The sequence below is a fragment of the Kitasatospora sp. NPDC051853 genome, from assembly GCF_044452665.1.
Lineage (GTDB): Bacteria > Actinomycetota > Actinomycetes > Streptomycetales > Streptomycetaceae > Kitasatospora.
In genome coordinates, this window is record NZ_JBITBY010000003.1 from 162,231 (window position 1) to 177,596 (window position 15,366).

13 protein-coding genes and 2 tRNA genes are annotated in these 15,366 nt (G+C 73.7%); 7 read left to right on the forward strand and 8 right to left on the reverse strand.

All coding sequences use genetic code 11. The annotated features are described in order from the left end of the window. Positions 1-30: 30 nt before the first annotated feature. The 4 genes from ACIA8O_RS09730 to purS form a co-directional block, all read right to left on the reverse strand. Entirely contained in the window at positions 31-867 is an 837-nt protein-coding gene (locus ACIA8O_RS09730; RefSeq protein ID WP_396293105.1) for a sterol carrier family protein, read from the reverse strand. A 62-nt stretch (positions 868-929) separates the two neighbouring features. Then, positions 930-3,185: a phosphoribosylformylglycinamidine synthase subunit PurL gene (gene purL, locus ACIA8O_RS09735; protein WP_396293107.1), complete on the reverse strand. Its 2,256-nt coding sequence runs from the start codon at positions 3,183-3,185 to the stop codon at positions 930-932. Further along, positions 3,185-3,862 carry a phosphoribosylformylglycinamidine synthase subunit PurQ gene (purQ, locus tag ACIA8O_RS09740; protein WP_396293109.1) on the reverse strand — a complete coding sequence of 226 codons (678 nt, stop codon included), beginning with the start codon at positions 3,860-3,862 and terminating at the stop codon, positions 3,185-3,187. The genes purL and purQ overlap by 1 nt, the downstream gene beginning before the upstream one ends. Further along, positions 3,859-4,113, reverse strand: coding sequence for a phosphoribosylformylglycinamidine synthase subunit PurS (purS, locus tag ACIA8O_RS09745; protein WP_396293111.1), 255 nt, complete (start codon positions 4,111-4,113; stop codon positions 3,859-3,861). Before purS ends, purQ begins: the two co-directional genes overlap by 4 nt. Before the next feature lie 407 nt (positions 4,114-4,520). Between purS and ACIA8O_RS09750 the strand changes: the two genes are divergently transcribed. The 7 genes from ACIA8O_RS09750 (at position 4,521) to ACIA8O_RS09780 (ending at position 9,007) form a co-directional block, all read left to right on the forward strand. Next, positions 4,521-4,838 (forward strand): Lsr2 family protein, encoded by a 318-nt coding sequence (locus tag ACIA8O_RS09750; protein ID WP_396293113.1) that lies wholly within the window; start codon positions 4,521-4,523, stop codon positions 4,836-4,838. A gap of 143 nt (positions 4,839-4,981) precedes the next feature. Beyond that, a tRNA-Gly gene (locus ACIA8O_RS09755) sits at positions 4,982-5,054 on the forward strand. Between the two features lie 36 nt (positions 5,055-5,090). Further along, positions 5,091-5,163 (forward strand) — tRNA-Gly (locus ACIA8O_RS09760). A gap of 158 nt (positions 5,164-5,321) precedes the next feature. After that, a complete protein-coding gene (locus ACIA8O_RS09765; protein WP_396293114.1) occupies positions 5,322-6,326 on the forward strand; it encodes an ABC transporter ATP-binding protein in 1,005 nt (334 codons plus the stop codon). After that, entirely contained in the window at positions 6,323-7,114 is a 792-nt protein-coding gene (locus ACIA8O_RS09770) for an ABC transporter permease (protein WP_396293115.1), read from the forward strand. The genes ACIA8O_RS09765 and ACIA8O_RS09770 overlap by 4 nt, the downstream gene beginning before the upstream one ends. A 43-nt stretch (positions 7,115-7,157) precedes the next feature. After that, entirely contained in the window at positions 7,158-8,384 is a 1,227-nt protein-coding gene (locus ACIA8O_RS09775; protein ID WP_396293116.1) for a sensor histidine kinase, read from the forward strand. Beyond that, positions 8,381-9,007 (forward strand): response regulator, encoded by a 627-nt coding sequence (locus tag ACIA8O_RS09780; RefSeq protein WP_396293117.1) that lies wholly within the window; start codon positions 8,381-8,383, stop codon positions 9,005-9,007. The genes ACIA8O_RS09775 and ACIA8O_RS09780 overlap by 4 nt, the downstream gene beginning before the upstream one ends. Positions 9,008-9,063: 56 nt before the next feature. Here the strand turns inward: ACIA8O_RS09780 and ACIA8O_RS09785 are convergent, their stop codons facing one another. The 4 genes from ACIA8O_RS09785 to purD all read right to left on the reverse strand — a co-directional run bounded on the left by ACIA8O_RS09785 (position 9,064) and on the right by purD (position 15,076). Further along, entirely contained in the window at positions 9,064-9,963 is a 900-nt protein-coding gene (locus ACIA8O_RS09785) for a phosphoribosylaminoimidazolesuccinocarboxamide synthase (RefSeq protein ID WP_396293118.1), read from the reverse strand. 76 nt (positions 9,964-10,039) lie between these two features. After that, positions 10,040-11,575, reverse strand: a complete 1,536-nt coding sequence (locus ACIA8O_RS09790; protein WP_396293119.1) for a N,N-dimethylformamidase beta subunit family domain-containing protein — start codon at positions 11,573-11,575, stop codon at positions 10,040-10,042. 177 nt (positions 11,576-11,752) lie between these two features. After that, on the reverse strand, positions 11,753-13,315 hold the full coding sequence (locus tag ACIA8O_RS09795; RefSeq protein WP_396293120.1) for a hypothetical protein: 1,563 nt from the start codon (positions 13,313-13,315) through the stop codon (positions 11,753-11,755). A 516-nt stretch (positions 13,316-13,831) separates the two neighbouring features. Further along, a complete protein-coding gene (gene purD, locus ACIA8O_RS09800) occupies positions 13,832-15,076 on the reverse strand; it encodes a phosphoribosylamine--glycine ligase (RefSeq protein ID WP_396293121.1) in 1,245 nt (414 codons plus the stop codon). Positions 15,077-15,366: the final 290 nt, after the last annotated feature.

A 15,366-nucleotide genomic window follows, 5' to 3' on the forward strand; every position in this document is an offset into this window, starting at 1 on the left:
GCGCGTCCCGGGCCCGGCCCTGACGCTGCCTCAGCCCAGCACCGGCAGGTACGCCGAGAGGTCGCTGCGCTCGCCGCTGGCGGTCAGCTCGGCGGCGTCCTCGGCGGTGGTCCAGGTGGTGCGGCCGGTGGCCAGGCGGATCCAGGTGAGCGGGTCGGTCTCGACCACGTTGGGCGGGGTGCCGCGGGTGTGGCGGGGGCCCTCGACGGCCTGGACGACGGCGTACGGGGGGATCCGCAGCTCGACCGAGCCGCCGGGCACCCGGTGGGCGAAGGCGTCGGCCAGCAGGCGGGTGACGGCGGCCAGGGCCTGCCGGTCGTGCGGGAAGGCGGGCAGCTCCAGGGCGGCCGCCAGGTCGTCCGCGTGCACCACGGTCTCGACCAGCCGGGTGACCAGGAAGTCGGTGACCAGGATCGGGCCGAAGCGGATCACGAACCGCCGGGCCGGGTCGGCCACTTCGGGCCGTTCCAGACTCGCCAGCAGCAGGTCGCAGGCGGCGTCGAACTCCTTCGCCACCTCGGCCGGGGAGCCCGCGAAGGCGCCCTCGGCGTGCTCGACCACGGCGGCGGAGATGGCCTCGGCGGCGGTCCTGGTCAGGCCCGGCCACTCGATCAGCGGGATCACCGCCCCGGCGGGCACCGGCTCGTCCAGGTGACGGGGCAGCCAGTCCAGGCAGAAGCCCAGGTGGGCGACGAGCTGACGGACGTTCCACTCCCCCAGCCTGGTCGGCCGGGCCAGCAGCTCCTCGGCGTCCGGCCGGGCGCACAGCTCGCGGACGGCGGCGCGCAGCGCCCCGGTCTGCCCGGCCAGCGCGGCGCGCACCTTGGCGGGGTCGTAACTGCGGGCCTTCTTCGCGGAGTTCGCCATTGCGCGAGCGTACAGCGAAGGGGCGGCCCGACCGGGCCGCCCCTTCACCAGGTGAGACGCCGTCAGGCGAGCAGCGCCTCGATCACACCGGTGTGCGCGTCCTTCAGCTCGGCCAGCGGGACCGAGAACTGACCCTGGACCTCGAGCACGTCGCCGTCCACCACGCCGATCCGGGTGGCGGGCAGGCCACGGGCCCCGCACATGTCGTTGAAGCGGAGCTCCTCGCTGCGCGGCACGGCCACGACGGCGCGGCCTGCCGACTCGGAGAACAGGAACACGAACGGGTCCATGCCCTCGGGGACCACGACGCGCGCGCCGTTGCCGCCCTTGAGGCAGCTCTCCACCAGGGCCTGGCCGAGGCCGCCGTCGGAGAGGTCGTGGGCCGCGTCGACCATGCCGTCCCGGGAGGCGGCGATCAGGATCTCGCCGAGCAGGCGCTCGCGCTCCAGGTCCACCTTGGGCGGCAGGCCGCCGAGGTGGCCGTGGACGACCTGGGTCCAGGCCGAGCCGCCGAGCTCGTCCTCGGTGTCGCCGAGCAGGTAGAGCAGCTGCCCCTGCTCGCCGAAGGCGACGGGCGTGCGGCGGGTGACGTCGTCGATGACGCCGAGCACCGCGACCACGGGGGTCGGGTGGATGGCGACCTCGCCGGTCTGGTTGTACAGCGAGACGTTGCCGCCGGTGACCGGGGTGCCGAGCACCAGGCAGGCGTCGGCCAGGCCGCGGGTGGCCTCGGCGAACTGCCACATCACGTCCGGGTCCTCGGGGGAGCCGAAGTTGAGGCAGTCGGAGACGGCGAGCGGCTTGGCACCGCCGGCCGCGACGTTGCGGTACGCCTCGGCCAGGGCCAGCTGGGCACCGGTGTACGGGTCCAGCTTGGCGAAGCGGCCGTTGCCGTCGGTGGCGACCGAGACGCCGAGGTTGGTCTCGTCGTCGATCCGGATCATGCCGGAGTCCTCACCGTGCGAGAGCACGGTGTTGCCGAGCACGTACCGGTCGTACTGGTCGGTGATCCAGGACTTGGAGGCCTGGTTCGGGGAGGAGGCGACGGCCAGCAGGGCCGCCTTGAGCTCCTCGCCGTTCGCCGGACGCGCGAGGCGCTCGGCGGTCGGCGCGTCGGCCTGCAGCGCGTCCTGCCAACTCGGCCGGGCGAACGGCCGGTTGTAGGTCGGGCCGTCGTGGGCGACGGAGCGCGGCGGCACGTCGACGACCTGCTCGCCGTGCCAGAAGATCTCCAGGCGCTCGCCCTCGGTCACCTCACCGATGACGGTGGCGATGACGTCCCACTTCTCGCAGATCTCCAGGAAGCGGTCGACCTTGTCGGGCTCGACGATGGCGCACATGCGCTCCTGCGACTCGCTCATGAGGATCTCCTCCGGCGAGAGCGTGTTGTCGCGCAGCGGCACGGTGTCCAGCTCGATCCGCATGCCGCCGGAGCCGGCCGAGGCCAACTCCGAGGTGGCGCAGGAGAGTCCGGCGCCGCCGAGGTCCTGGATGCCGAGCACCAGCTTCTCGGAGAAGATCTCCAGGGTGCACTCGATGAGGAGCTTCTCCTGGAACGGGTCGCCGACCTGGACGGCCGGGCGCTTGGCCGGCTTGGTGTCGTCGAAGGTCTCGGACGCGAGGACCGAGACGCCGCCGATGCCGTCGCCACCGGTACGGGCTCCGTACAGGATGACCTTGTTGCCGACGCCGCTGGCCTGCGCGAGGTGGATGTCCTCGTGCTTCATGACGCCCACGCAGAGCGCGTTGACCAGCGGGTTGCCCTGGTAGCAGGAGTCGAAGACGACCTCGCCGCCGATGTTCGGCAGGCCCAGGCAGTTGCCGTAGCCGCCGATGCCCGCGACGATCCCGGGCAGCACGCGCCGGGTGTCCGGGTGGTCGGCCGCACCGAAGCGCAGCGGGTCCATCACGGCGACCGGGCGGGCGCCCATCGCCAGGATGTCGCGGACGATGCCGCCGATGCCGGTGGCCGCGCCCTGGTAGGGCTCGATGTACGAGGGGTGGTTGTGCGACTCGACCTTGAAGGTCACCGCGTAGCCCTGGCCCACGTCGACCACACCGGCGTTCTCGCCGATGCCGACCAGCATCGCGTCGCTGTCCGGCTTCTTCTCGCCGAACTGCTTGAGGTGCACCTTGGAGCTCTTGTAGGAGCAGTGCTCGGACCACATGACCGAGTACATCGCCAGCTCGGCGCCGGTGGGACGGCGGCCGAGGATCTCGCGGATCCTGGCGTACTCGTCTTCCTTGAGCCCGAGTTCGGCCCAGGGCTGCGCGGAGTCCGGGGTCTGCTCGGCGTTCTTGACGGTGTCGAGGGACATCAGGCGTTCACCAGCTGCTTCAGGACGGAGGTGAAGAAGCCCAGGCCCTCGGTGGTCGGGCCCGTGAGCGGCTCCACGGCGTGCTCGGGGTGCGGCATCAGGCCGACGACATTGCCCGCCGCGTTGGTGATGCCGGCGATGTCGCGGTACGAACCGTTCGGGTTCACGTCCAAGTACCGTGCCACGATGCGGCCTTCGGCCTCGAGCTGGTCCAGGACGCGCTCCTCGGCGACGAACCGGCCCTCACCGTTCTTGAGCGGCACGACGATTTCCTGGCCCTCGGAGTAATCCTTGGTCCAGGCCGTCCCGGCGTTCTCGATGCGGAGCTTCTGGTCGCGGCAGATGAAGTGCAGCGAGTCGTTCCGGGTGAGCGCACCGGGCAGCAGGTGCGATTCGCAGAGCACCTGGAAGCCGTTGCAGATACCGAGGACCGGCATTCCCAGCTTGGCCTGCTCGATGATGCTGTCCATCACCGGGGAGAAGCGGGAGATGGCCCCGCAGCGCAGATAGTCACCGTAGGAGAATCCGCCCGGCAGGACGACGGCGTCGACCTGGTGGAGATCCTTGTCACGGTGCCAGAGGGCGACCGGCTCGGCGCCGGCCAGGCGGACCGCGCGCTGGGCGTCGCGGTCGTCGAGGGAGCCGGGGAAAGTGACGACGCCGACGCGGGTGGTCACTTGCCCTCCTCCTCGACCCGGACGGTGAAGTCCTCGATCACGGTGTTCGCGAGGAAGGTCTCGGCGGCTTCGCGGATCTTGGCGAGCGCGGCGTCGTCGACCGGACCCTCCAGCTCCAGTTCGAAACGCTTGCCCTGACGGACATCGGCGATCCCGGCGAATCCGAGCCGGGGCAGTGCACGCTGCACCGCCTGGCCCTGGGGGTCGAGGATCTCGGGCTTGAGCATGACGTCGACTACGACGCGAGCCACTGGCACTCCCGTTGGTGTGGTGCGTGAGGCGGGGGACCTCCAGACTACCGGGGCATTCGGGCGTGTTTGCGGGCCGGTCGGAGCGACGCGCGTAGACTCACGCCCCTTACGCCGCAAGGGTTCCACGACTCTCGGCCGCCCCCGCCCTGTCCCTTTTCGGCCGTTATCGCGATCCCTTGCGGACCGTCCGAATACCGGCACTACGGGACAGAACGACCAGCGCGATCCCCCGCTATCCCGTGTCCGACGAAGTCTCGTGAATATCCGGAAAAAGAAAGCGCAGCCCTTCGATTTCTCTCGCCTTTGGGTGCAGAATAGGGCCCACCGGTGACGGCGGGCGCTGCACATCAGCGCGGGTTCCTGCCTGCCCGGACGCGCTCGCGAATTGCCCGAGAGGATTGACACCCATGGCTCAGCGTGTAGTCGTCACGCTCTCCGACGACCTGGACGGCGGCGCCGCCGCGGAGACCGTCCACTTCGGTGTCGACGGGAAGTCGTACGAGATCGACCTGTCGCAGGACAACGCGGAGAAGCTCCGTGAGGCGCTCGCCCCGTTCGTCGCGGCCGGCCGTCGCCAGAGCCGCGCCGGAAAGTCCTTCCGCCGCACCGCTCTCACCCCGGACCCGGCCGCCGTCCGCGCCTGGGCGCAGTCCCGCGGAATGGAACTGCCCGCCCGCGGCCGCATCCCCAAGCACGTCTACGAGCAGTTCGCCGAGGCCAACTGACCTGGCACGGAGGCTCCGTCGCCCCGCCCCGACCGCCACGGCGGAAAGGGTGGGGCGACCACTCCTTCCGATGGGGTAGAGTTCTTCCTGTCGCCGCAACCGGAGAGATCCGGAGAGGCGGCTGGTGGCCTGACGGACACCATGCGGACGTGGCTCAGTTGGTAGAGCATCACCTTGCCAAGGTGAGGGTCGCGAGTTCGAATCTCGTCGTCCGCTCGCAGTAAGAAGTACCGCAGTACAACCGAAGATCGTGCGGACGTGGCTCAGTTGGTAGAGCATCACCTTGCCAAGGTGAGGGTCGCGAGTTCGAATCTCGTCGTCCGCTCAGTGTGAAGGGCCCCTCGGAAGAGGGGCCCTTCGTCGTTCCCGCACCACCCCCTCCCCCGCCGGTGACATTTGTCATCGGCGACCCGTGCGAACGCGGCACGGACCGGTGATGCCGCGCACTGCCCGCAGGCCCCGGCCGCCGGGAGGCTTGAGGGCATGGACAACAGCCACCGCGAGCCGCCCGCCATCGAGGCCACCGGCCTGCACCGCCACTACGGCCCCGCCGGGGACGCCGGCTTCGACGCCGTCCGGGGCCTGGACCTCACCGTCCGACGGGGCGAGGTCTTCGCCCTGCTCGGCACCAACGGTGCGGGCAAGACCTCCACCATGGAGCTGCTCGAAGGACTGGCCGCCCCGACGGAGGGTCAGGTCCGGGTGCTGGGCCACGACCCGTACCGGGAGCGGGCGGTGGTGCGGCCGAGGATCGGCATCATGCTCCAGGAGGGCGGCTTCCCGTCCGAGCTCACGGTGGCCGAGACCGGCCGGGCCTGGGCCGGGATGACCAGCGGGGCCCGTCCGGTGGACGAGGTGCTGGAGCTGGTCGGGCTGGTCCACCGGCGCACCGTGCGGGTCAAGCAGCTCTCCGGCGGCGAGCGCCGCCGGCTCGACCTGGCGCTGGCCCTGCTGGGCCGCCCCGAGGTGCTCTTCCTGGACGAGCCCAGCACCGGGCTGGACCCGGAGGCCCGGGCCGGCGTCTGGCGGCTGGTCCGCGAACTGCGGGCACAGGGCACCACGGTGCTGCTCACCACGCACTACCTGGAGGAGGCCGAGGAGCTGGCCGACCGGCTGGCCATCATGCACGCCGGACGGATCGTCACCCGGGGCACCGTGGCCGAGGTGATCGCCGGACGGCCGTCCCGGATCTCCTTCGAACTCCCGGAGCGCGAAGGCCGGTTCGAGGCGCTGGCGCTGCCGCAGCTGGCCGGCGCCGAGCTGCTGACCGAGGGCCGCCGGATCACCGTGCAGACCCCGCACCTCCAGGCCACCCTGACCGGGCTGCTCGGCTGGGCCGCCCGGCACGAGGTCCCGCTGGCCGGGCTGGACGCCCGCAGCGCCTCGCTGGAGGAGGCCTTCCTGGCCATCGCCTCCGGCGCCGCCGCCGACCCCACCGACTCCCCCGCCTCGCCCGCCGAGACCGTCCTGACCGGAGCCACCCGATGAGCACCGTCACCGCCACCGCCGCCCGCAGCACCACCGCCTCCCGGATGCTGGCCCTCGGCCGGGCCGAGACCACCCTGCTGCTGCGCAACCGCACCGCGCTGTTCACCGCCCTGGTGCTGCCGCCGCTGATGGCCGTCGCGCTGAGCGAGCCGATCAAGCAGCAGAGCCAGGACCTCCCCGGTCTCCCGGCCTCCGCCCTGGTGGTCACCGGACTGCTCGGGATGCTCCCGCTGTTCGTCGTCTACTACAACCTGACCTCGGCCTACGTGGCCCGCCGCGGCGAGCTGGTGCTCAAGCGGATGCGCACCGGCGAGGCCCGGGACGCCGAGCTGCTCGGCGGCATGGCGCTGCCGTCCGTCCTGCTCTCGCTGGTGCTCGGCGCGGTGCTCTGCGTGGCCGCGGCCTTCCTGATGGACCTGCCCGCGCCCTCCGACCCGGCCAGGGTGGTGCTCGGGATGCTGCTGGGCCTGGTGGTGCTGGTGCCGCTGGCCGCACTGTCCAGCGTGATCACCAGGACCGTGGAGAGCGCCGGGCTGACCACCCTGCCCCTGCTGCTGATCAGCCAGTTCGGCTCCGGCATGATCTTCCCGCTGGACGCGATGCCCGACCAGCTGGCCGCGTTCTGCCGACTGCTGCCGACCACGCCGGCCGTCCAACTGCTGCGCGACGGCTGGACGGGGGCGACCGGCTGGGGCGAGGCCCTGCCGCAGCTCGGCCTGGCCGTGGCCTGGACCCTGGTGGCCGGGTGGGCCGCACTGCGCTGGTTCCGCTGGGAGCCCCGGCGCTGACGCCTGATAGGAATTCCGTACCGATCGCACCGGAGGAGGGGCCGTGGAGCTGCGACGACCGCTGCGCCGCTGGCGCGCGCTGGGGAAGCCGCAGCGCACCGAGCTGTACGTCCGCTGGTCCTGCTACTTCGCGCTGTCGGCACAGCCGCTGGCGGTGCTCGGCGCGCTGGGCGAGGAGGCCGGGGAGGTACCGGTACTGACGCTCCGTCTGCTGCTGGTGGCGATGGTGGCCGGGGCGGTGCTCTCGGTCCTGCTGTTCCGCACCGGGCTGGCCCACTACCTGGGCCGCCGGGTGCTGCCCACCGGCCTGCTGGCCGCCTCCACCGTGCTCACCCTGGTCACGGTCTGGGTGCTCGCGCTGGCCTCCGGCCCCGTCCCGGACCGGGCGGCCGGGCTCGGCCCGGTCCTGGTGATGTTCTGGTTCGGCCCGGTGACGGTGACCCTGCCGGTCCGCCGGGCCTGCGCGCTCGGCGGCGGGATGCTGCTGGGGGTGGCGGCCGCGCTGCTGGCCGCGGGGGCGCCGCTCGCCACCTCGCTCGGCGTCTCCACGGTGGTGGCGTTCGGCTGCGTGTTCTTCGGCGCGACCTGCCGCTCCTCCGCCTGGCTGGCCGGGGTGGTCTGGGAGCTGGACGGCGCCCGGGAGACCCAGGCCCGGCTGGCGGTGGCCGAGGAGCGGCTGCGGTTCTCCCGGGACCTGCACGACGTGCTCGGCCGCAACCTCACCACGATCGCGCTGAAGAGCGAGCTGGCCTCCCAACTCGCCCGCCGGGGGCGGCCGGAGGCGGCCGACCAGATGACCGAGGTGCAGCGGATCGCCCAGGAGTCCCAGCGCGAGGTGCGCGAGGTGGTCCGGGCCTACCGCGGCGCCGACCTGAACGCCGAGCTGACCGGGGCCCGCTCGGTGCTCCGGGCCGCCGACGTGGACTGCGAGGTGGACCTGGCCGGGGCCGAGCAGCTCCCGCTCCCCGCCCAGTCGGTGCTCGGCTGGGTGGTCCGCGAGGGGACCACCAACGTACTCCGGCACAGCGAGGCCACCAGCTGCCGGATCCGCCTGCGGGTCGGCGGCGGCCAGGCCCTGCTGGAGATGGCCAACGACGGGGTGCCCGAGCGGCCCGCCGCCGCCCCCGGCACCGGCCTCACCGGCCTGCGCGAGCGGCTCGCCGTGTACGGCGGGCAGCTGGCCACTCCCCCCGCCGAACCCGGCTGGTTTCGCCTCACCGTGGACCTGCCGCTGACCGCACCCGCCCTCTCCCTGGAGACCACCGGATGACCGCGCCGACGACCGCGCCCGTACGACTCCTGCTCGCCGACGACGAGCACCTGATCCGGGGTGCGATGGCCGCCCTGCTGGCGCTGGAGGAGGACCTGACCGTGGTGGCCGAGGCCGCCTCGGGCCCGGAGGCGCTGGCGATGGCCAAGGCGCACCGGCCGGACGTCGCGGTGCTGGACCTGCAGATGCCCGGGATGGACGGGATCGAGGTGGCCACCGAGCTGCGCCGGGTGCTGCCAGAGTGCCGGACGATGATCGTCACCGGCCACGGGCGGCCCGGCTACCTCAAGCGGGCGCTGGAGGTCGGGGTGCGGGGCTTCCTGCCGAAGACCGTCTCGGCGGCCGACCTGGCCGGAATCATCCGCACCGTGGTGGCGGGCGGCCGGTACGTGGACCCGGAGCTGGCGGCGGACGCCATCGCGGCCGGGGAGAGCCCGCTCACCCCGCGCGAGACGGACGTGCTGGAGCTGGCCGCGCACGGCACCTCGGTCGCCGAGATCGCCGAGCGGGCCGCGCTCTCGCCCGGCACGGTGCGCAACTACCTCTCCTCGGCGGCCGGGAAGCTGGGCGCCGAGAACCGGCACGCGGCGGTCCGGATCGCCCGCGAGCACGGCTGGATCTGAGGCGGCGTCACGGACGCGGACGGCCGGGGCCCGCAGGGGCCCCGGCCGTTACGGCGTCACTGCCAGGTGTTGCCGGTCAGGCGCTCGTACGCCTCGACGTACTTGGCCCGGGTGGTGGCCACGATCTCGGCGGGCAGCTCCGGCGGCGGCTGCTCGCTCTTCCGGTCCCAGCCGGAGGCCGGGGAGTCCAGCCAGTCCCGGATGAACTGCTTGTCGAAGGAGGGCTGGGCCCGGCCCGGCTGCCAGAGGTCGGCCGGCCAGTAGCGGGAGGAGTCCGGGGTGAGCACCTCGTCGCCGATCACCAGCTCGCCCTCGTAGAGGCCGAACTCGAACTTGGTGTCGGCCAGGATCAGGCCGCGCTCGCGGGCGATGTCCCGGGCCCGGGAGTAGACGGCCAGGGTGGTCTGACGGAGCGTCGCCGCCAGGTCCGCGCCGATCCGGCGGGCGGTCTCCTCGTAGGAGACGTTCTCGTCGTGCTCGCCGACCTCGGCCTTGAGGGCCGGGGTGTAGATCGGGGCGGGCAGCTCGGAGCCGTCCTCCAGGCCCTCCGGCAGGGCGATGCCGCAGACCGTGCGGTCGTTGCGGTACTCGACCAGGCCGGAGCCGGTCAGGTAGCCGCGGGCCACGCACTCCACCGGGGCCATCTCCAGCGCCCGGCAGATCAGCGTCCGGCCCTTCCAGTCGGCGGGGGCGCCGGCCGGGAGCTCGGTGGAGATGACGTGGTTGGGCACGATGTCGGCGATCCGCTCGAACCACCAGAGCGAGAGCTGGGTGAGGATCCGGCCCTTGTCCGGGATCTCGTTGGGCAGCACCCAGTCGAAGGCGGAGGTGCGGTCGCTGGCCACCATCACCAGGTCGCCGTTGGCGGCCCGGTAGAGGTCGCGCACCTTGCCGGTGTGCAGGTGTTCCAGACCAGGTACCTGGACCGGTTCGGGCTTGGTGACAAATCCGCTCAAGGTCGTCTCAGTCCTCGGGGGAAGGGGTGCTGGGGCTCCGAGTCTTTCACGTGCGCCCCCGCACCCCCGCCCCCGGCTACTGCGGACCGGCCTTGCAGAGGTGGTCGAGCAGGTTGGCGGTGGCCCGCTGGATCCGCTCGTCGGTGTGGCCCGGGCGGTCCAGCGCGGGCGACCAGGCGAAGGTGCCGGAGGCGAAGACGTAGGCGCCGCTGGGCGCCCGGTAGAGCGAGCTCTCCTGGTACCGGACCTTCCCCTCGGCGTCCCGGTACGGCGAGTGCGCCAGCAGCACCCGCTCGGTGTGCTCGGGCAGCGCGACCCGCGGGAAGTAACGGTCCGCCTCACCGGCCACCAGGCCGGGCAGCTCCTCGCCCTCGCGCAGGCCGGTGCCCTCCCAGAGCCAGTGGCCGGTGTGCCGGGCCACCAGCGGGACGGGCGTGGGCACCCGGCCCGCGTACTGCACGCCGAGCAGCCGCTGCTCCGGCTCGCCCGCGTCCCGCCACAGGGCGCTGCGGCTGCCCGGCACCCCGGCGGCCGGGTGGTCGGCCGGGACGCGCTGGCGCTTGCGGCAGTTGAGCAGCCGGTGCGGCTCGCCGGACGGGCCGGGCTCCAGCTCGACCCGCCAGTACACCGAGTTGGCGGAGAGGAAGACCAGTGAGGTGCCGCCGTCCCGGGCCGCCTCGACGGCCCGGCGCATCGGCTCGGACCAGTACTCGTCGTGGCCGGGGAAGACCATCGCCTTGTACCGGGCCGGGTCGACGTGCCCGGCGTGCAGGTCGGTGGCGGTGGCGTAGGCCAGGTCGTAGCCGTAGCGCTCGGCCCAGCGGATGAAGTCGTAGGCGTGGCCGACGTGCAGCGGCAGGCCGGCGCCGGCGTGCGGGCGGTCGAAGGAGACCGTGACGGCGGCGTCCTCCTCGCCGAGCAGGCCGCCCGTCTCGTCCCAGGCGTGGTAGAGGCTGGCGCCGTGCAGGCCGTCCTCGGGGAACAGGTTGTAGGCCTGCCAGGTGACGTCCGGGAGCACCAGCAGCAGGTCGGCGGTCTGCTCGAAGTCCCGTACGGTGAACGGGATGTGACTGCGGTGCAGGTTGTCGGCGGTGGTCAGCACCGCGACGTAGGCGCCCGGCCTCCAGTGCAGCGGGACCTGGAGCCGCCAGGACTGCCACCAGTGGTGGCAGGAGACGGTGCGGCCGACCACCAGCGGGGCCGGCTGGGCCAGGCCGGAGATCAGCGGACTGGCCGTCATGTGGTGGGCGCCGTCACCGCCGTAGTGGCCGATCCGGTAGACGTCCACGGTGAAGCCGCGCGGCGGGTTCACGGTGACCCGCAGGTCCACCGAGCCGCCGGGGCGGATCACCCCGGCCGAGGCGAAGCCCTTGATCTGCCGCACCACGTCGTCGGAGTTGGCCGGGGTGCCGACCGGTGGCTTGGGGCGCGGGGCGGCCTGCGGGCGCTGGCCCGGGGCGTCCAGGCTGACGTACCAGGGCACCGCGCCCTCGATGCCGGCCACGTAGTGGTCCGGACTCCGCAGCCAGGGCAGCGGGCCCTGGCCGAACGGGTCCGAGACCCCGTGCTTGAGCGTCCCCGACTCCCAGCGGCGGTTGAGTTCCGACCCCACGCGCGCCCCTCCCCCCTCGCACCGGCCCGGCTCGGCCCCCGGTGGCATGTGCCACGCGGATGTGCGTGCGGACCAGCACACCACAGTGCTGGCGCTGCGTCACCCCACCGTAGCAACAAGTGTCGTTGAAAATTGATTCGTACCGGGCCGGTCCCCTGACCGGGGCATGACGCCTCGTCAGAGCCGTACCGAGCCCGTCGTCCGCAGCCCGGCCGACTCCAGCCAGCCGCGCAGCGGGGCACCGTCGCCGTGCTCCACCGCCTCGGCCACCAGGGCGGCCAGCTCCGGCCTGCGGGCGCCCGCCAGCAGCAGCACCGGGCCGTCCAGCCAGTCCAGGCCCGGACGGCCGGCCCCGGCCTCCAGCGCCGTCAGGCAGACCAGTGCGGTGACGTGGTCGGCCAGCAGGTCCCGGCCGGTGCGCACGACCTGCAGCGGGGGCGCGACCTGCCCGGTGCGCGCCACGTGCGCGGCGAGTGCTGCCGCCAGGGGCTCGCCGCCGCCCTCCGCGAGCCGGGTCAGCACCAGGTGCAGCGCCGGGCCGGGCTCCTCCGGCGCGCGCTCGCCGAGCACCGCGCGCAGCGCCCCGGCCTGGCCGCGCCAGCCCGCCTCGACCACCTCCGCCGGGTAGTCGGCCCAGGCCAGCTCGCGCCAGCCCGTCCCGACCGTGCCCACCGGCTCGCCGAACAGCACCTCGGCGGCCAGCAGCGAGACCGCCGCGTCCACCTTCCCCGGCTCCTCCAGCAGGTCGCAGGCGGGGCGGTCGCCCAGCCGGGTGCCGTAGCCGTCGGCCAGCCGGTCCCGGCGGGAGAGCTCGGTGAGCGCGGAGACCACGCCCGCGTTCAGGTGGGCCGGGTGGCGGCCCAGCCGCCAGGCCGGCAGGGCGACCCGGGTGAGCAGCCTGTCCCACCCCGCGTAGGCCAGGCCGACCTGCTCCTGGGCGGCGATCCGCAGCCCGTAGTCCACCGCCTTGGCCTGCTCGGAGGCGGCGGCCGCGACCGCCCGCTCCAGCTCGGCCGCGTGCTCCCGGCAGGCCGAGAGCAGCAGCCGGGTGAGCCGGTCCAACAGCGCGCCCGGCAGCGCCCCGGGGCCGCGCCGCTCGCCCAGCGAGGCGTCCAGGCCGCGCAGGAAGCGCCGGGCGGCGGCGATCTCCGGATCGGCCGAGGCCGCCGTGCCGGCCACCACCGGGGCAAGCAGGGCGCGCAGCTCGCCGGCCCGCATCCACCAGAGGAAGGGGGAGCCGATCACCAGCACCGGGGCGGCCTGCTGCCCGCTCCGGCCGGCCCTCAGCTCGTCGCCGACCGGGGCCGACGGGCCGTCAGGCGCCTTGCGGCGGCGGCCGGGCGGCTCCTCCAGCCAGCTGTCGCAGTCCGGGGTGAGCGCGATGGCGGAGGGCGCCGGGACGCCGAGCCGCTCGGCGAGGTCGCCGATCTGGCGGTACAGCTCCGGTGCGTCCTCCCGGGCCAGCGGCACCGCGGGGGTGCGCGGCGGCACCGCCCGGGCGTAGGCCCGGGCCGCCAGGCCGGCCGCCAGCAGCACCAGCGCGGCGACCGCGCAGACCACCCAGCGGACGGCGTCCCAGACCCCCGCGTCGGCCGAGCCGGGAGCGCCGATCCGGCCGGTGAACCGGCCGGCCAGCAGCACCACGGCGACGGCGACGGGCAGCGCGGCGGCGCCCAGCGCCAGCCCGCGGACCCTCAGCACGGCCTGGGCACGTGCGCGGGCTGCGTCGACAGCGGCCATGTGGCGCGGCACCCCCTTCGGGGCCCGGGGACGGGAGGACCGCACCGCCCTCCGGAGGGGAGGCGGCGATCCGGTCACCCGGGCCGACTCGAAATGATCAGTATCCGACCGGGAGGCGACGGAGGTCGCCCCCGGTTGTGCATCGTGCTTGGCACTTCTGACAGTTTTGACGCCCGTCCACGGGTGGGTGTTCCGGATCGCTACCGTTTCCACCCGTCCTGGTGACAACCACCACCCGGGACGCCACCGTCAGCTTCCCCCCGGCCGGGCCCGGACACCCGGCGGAGACCGCAGCGGCCGACGGCCGCCCACGCGATCCAGCGCACCCTACGACCCGGGACACGGCCACGTCAGCCGGATGGTCATCGGATCACCCGAAGGGCTGGAATCCTGCCGCCGAGCGGTGTGGTGGTTTGCCGCCCGCTCGAACGGGAGAGCGGTCCGCAGAACGACGGAGGGCGCTGCGTCCGGCGGGTGATCCCACCGGGCGCAGCGCCCTCACGGCCGTGCCCGTCCTTACTGCTGCGCCGCCTTCAGCGCGATGTCGGTGCGGTGCTGCCCGCCCTTGAGCGAGATCCGCGCGACGCCCCGGTAGGCCAGCTCGCGGGCCGCGGCCAGGTCGGCCCCGGTCGCGGTGACCGAGAGCACCCGGCCCCCGGCGCTCAGCACGGAGCCGTCCGGGCCCTCCTTGGTGCCGGCGTGCAGCACGAACGCGCCCTCGGCCTCGGCCTCGGCCAGCCCCTCGATCGGGTCGCCGGTGCGCGGCGCGGCCGGGTAGCCCTCGGAGGCCACCACCACGGTGACCGCGGCGCCCTCGTCCCAGCGCAGCGGCTCCAGCCCGCCCAGCGTCCCGTTGGCCGAGGCCAGCAGCACGCCCGCCAGCGGGGTGCGCAGCCGGGCCAGCACGACCTGGGTCTCCGGGTCGCCGAAGCGGGCGTTGAACTCGATCACCCGGGTGCCGCGCGAGGTCAGCGCCAGGCCCGCGTAGAGCAGGCCGGAGAACGGGGTGCCCCGGCGGCGCAGCTCGTCCACGGTCGGCTGCAGGACCGTCTCCAGCACCTCGTCGACTAGGCCCTCGGGGGCCCAGGGCAGCGGGGAGTAGGCGCCCATGCCGCCGGTGTTCGGGCCCTCGTCGCCGTCCAGCGCGCGCTTGAAGTCCTGCGCCGGGACCAGCGGCAGCACGGTGGTGCCGTCGGTGATGGCGAACAGCGAGACCTCGGGACCGTCCAGGTACTCCTCGATCACCACCTGCTCGCAGGAGGCCGCGTGGGCCAGCGCCTCGGCCAGGTCGGAGGTGACCACCACGCCCTTGCCGGCCGCCAGGCCGTCGTCCTTCACCACGTACGGGGCGCCGAAGGCGTCCAGCGCCTCGGCGGCCTCCTCCGGGGTGCGGCAGACGTAGGAGCGCGCGGTGGGCACGTTGGCCCCGGCCATCACGTCCTTGGCGAAGGCCTTGGAGCCCTCCAGCTGGGCGGCCTCCCCGGACGGGCCGAAGACCGGGATGCCGGCCGCCCGGACGGCGTCCGAGACGCCGGCCACCAGCGGGGCCTCCGGGCCGACCACGACCAGCTCGGCGCCGAGCTCCCGGGCCAGCGCGGTCACGGCCGCACCGTCCAGCTGGTCGACGGGGTGGACCGTCGCCACCTGTGCGATCCCGGCGTTGCCCGGGGCACAGTGCAGCTCGGTCACGGCAGGATCTTGGGACAGGGAGCGGCACAGGGCGTGTTCGCGGGCGCCGCCGCCGATGACGAGGACCTTCACGCTTGGCAAGCGTAGTCGGTGGCCGTTCCGGCCCCGGGTGCGGGCCCCGTGGCAAGCTCCAACGGATTGCCTGCTACGGGGCCCCGGGACTGGAGGAAGCTCCAGGGAGCGCCCCGGGCCGGGCCCGGCAGAGTGGCCGGAGTCAGGGCCGCAGGACCGGACGGGCTCGCTCGGAAGGGTGAAATCCGATCGGCCGCCGCAACTCTCCCACCTCGGGTCGATGGGGTGAATTCCGATAACGATCGCGGCCGAAGCGGCCACACGGTCAGCCATTCGGCGGTAAGAAGGTC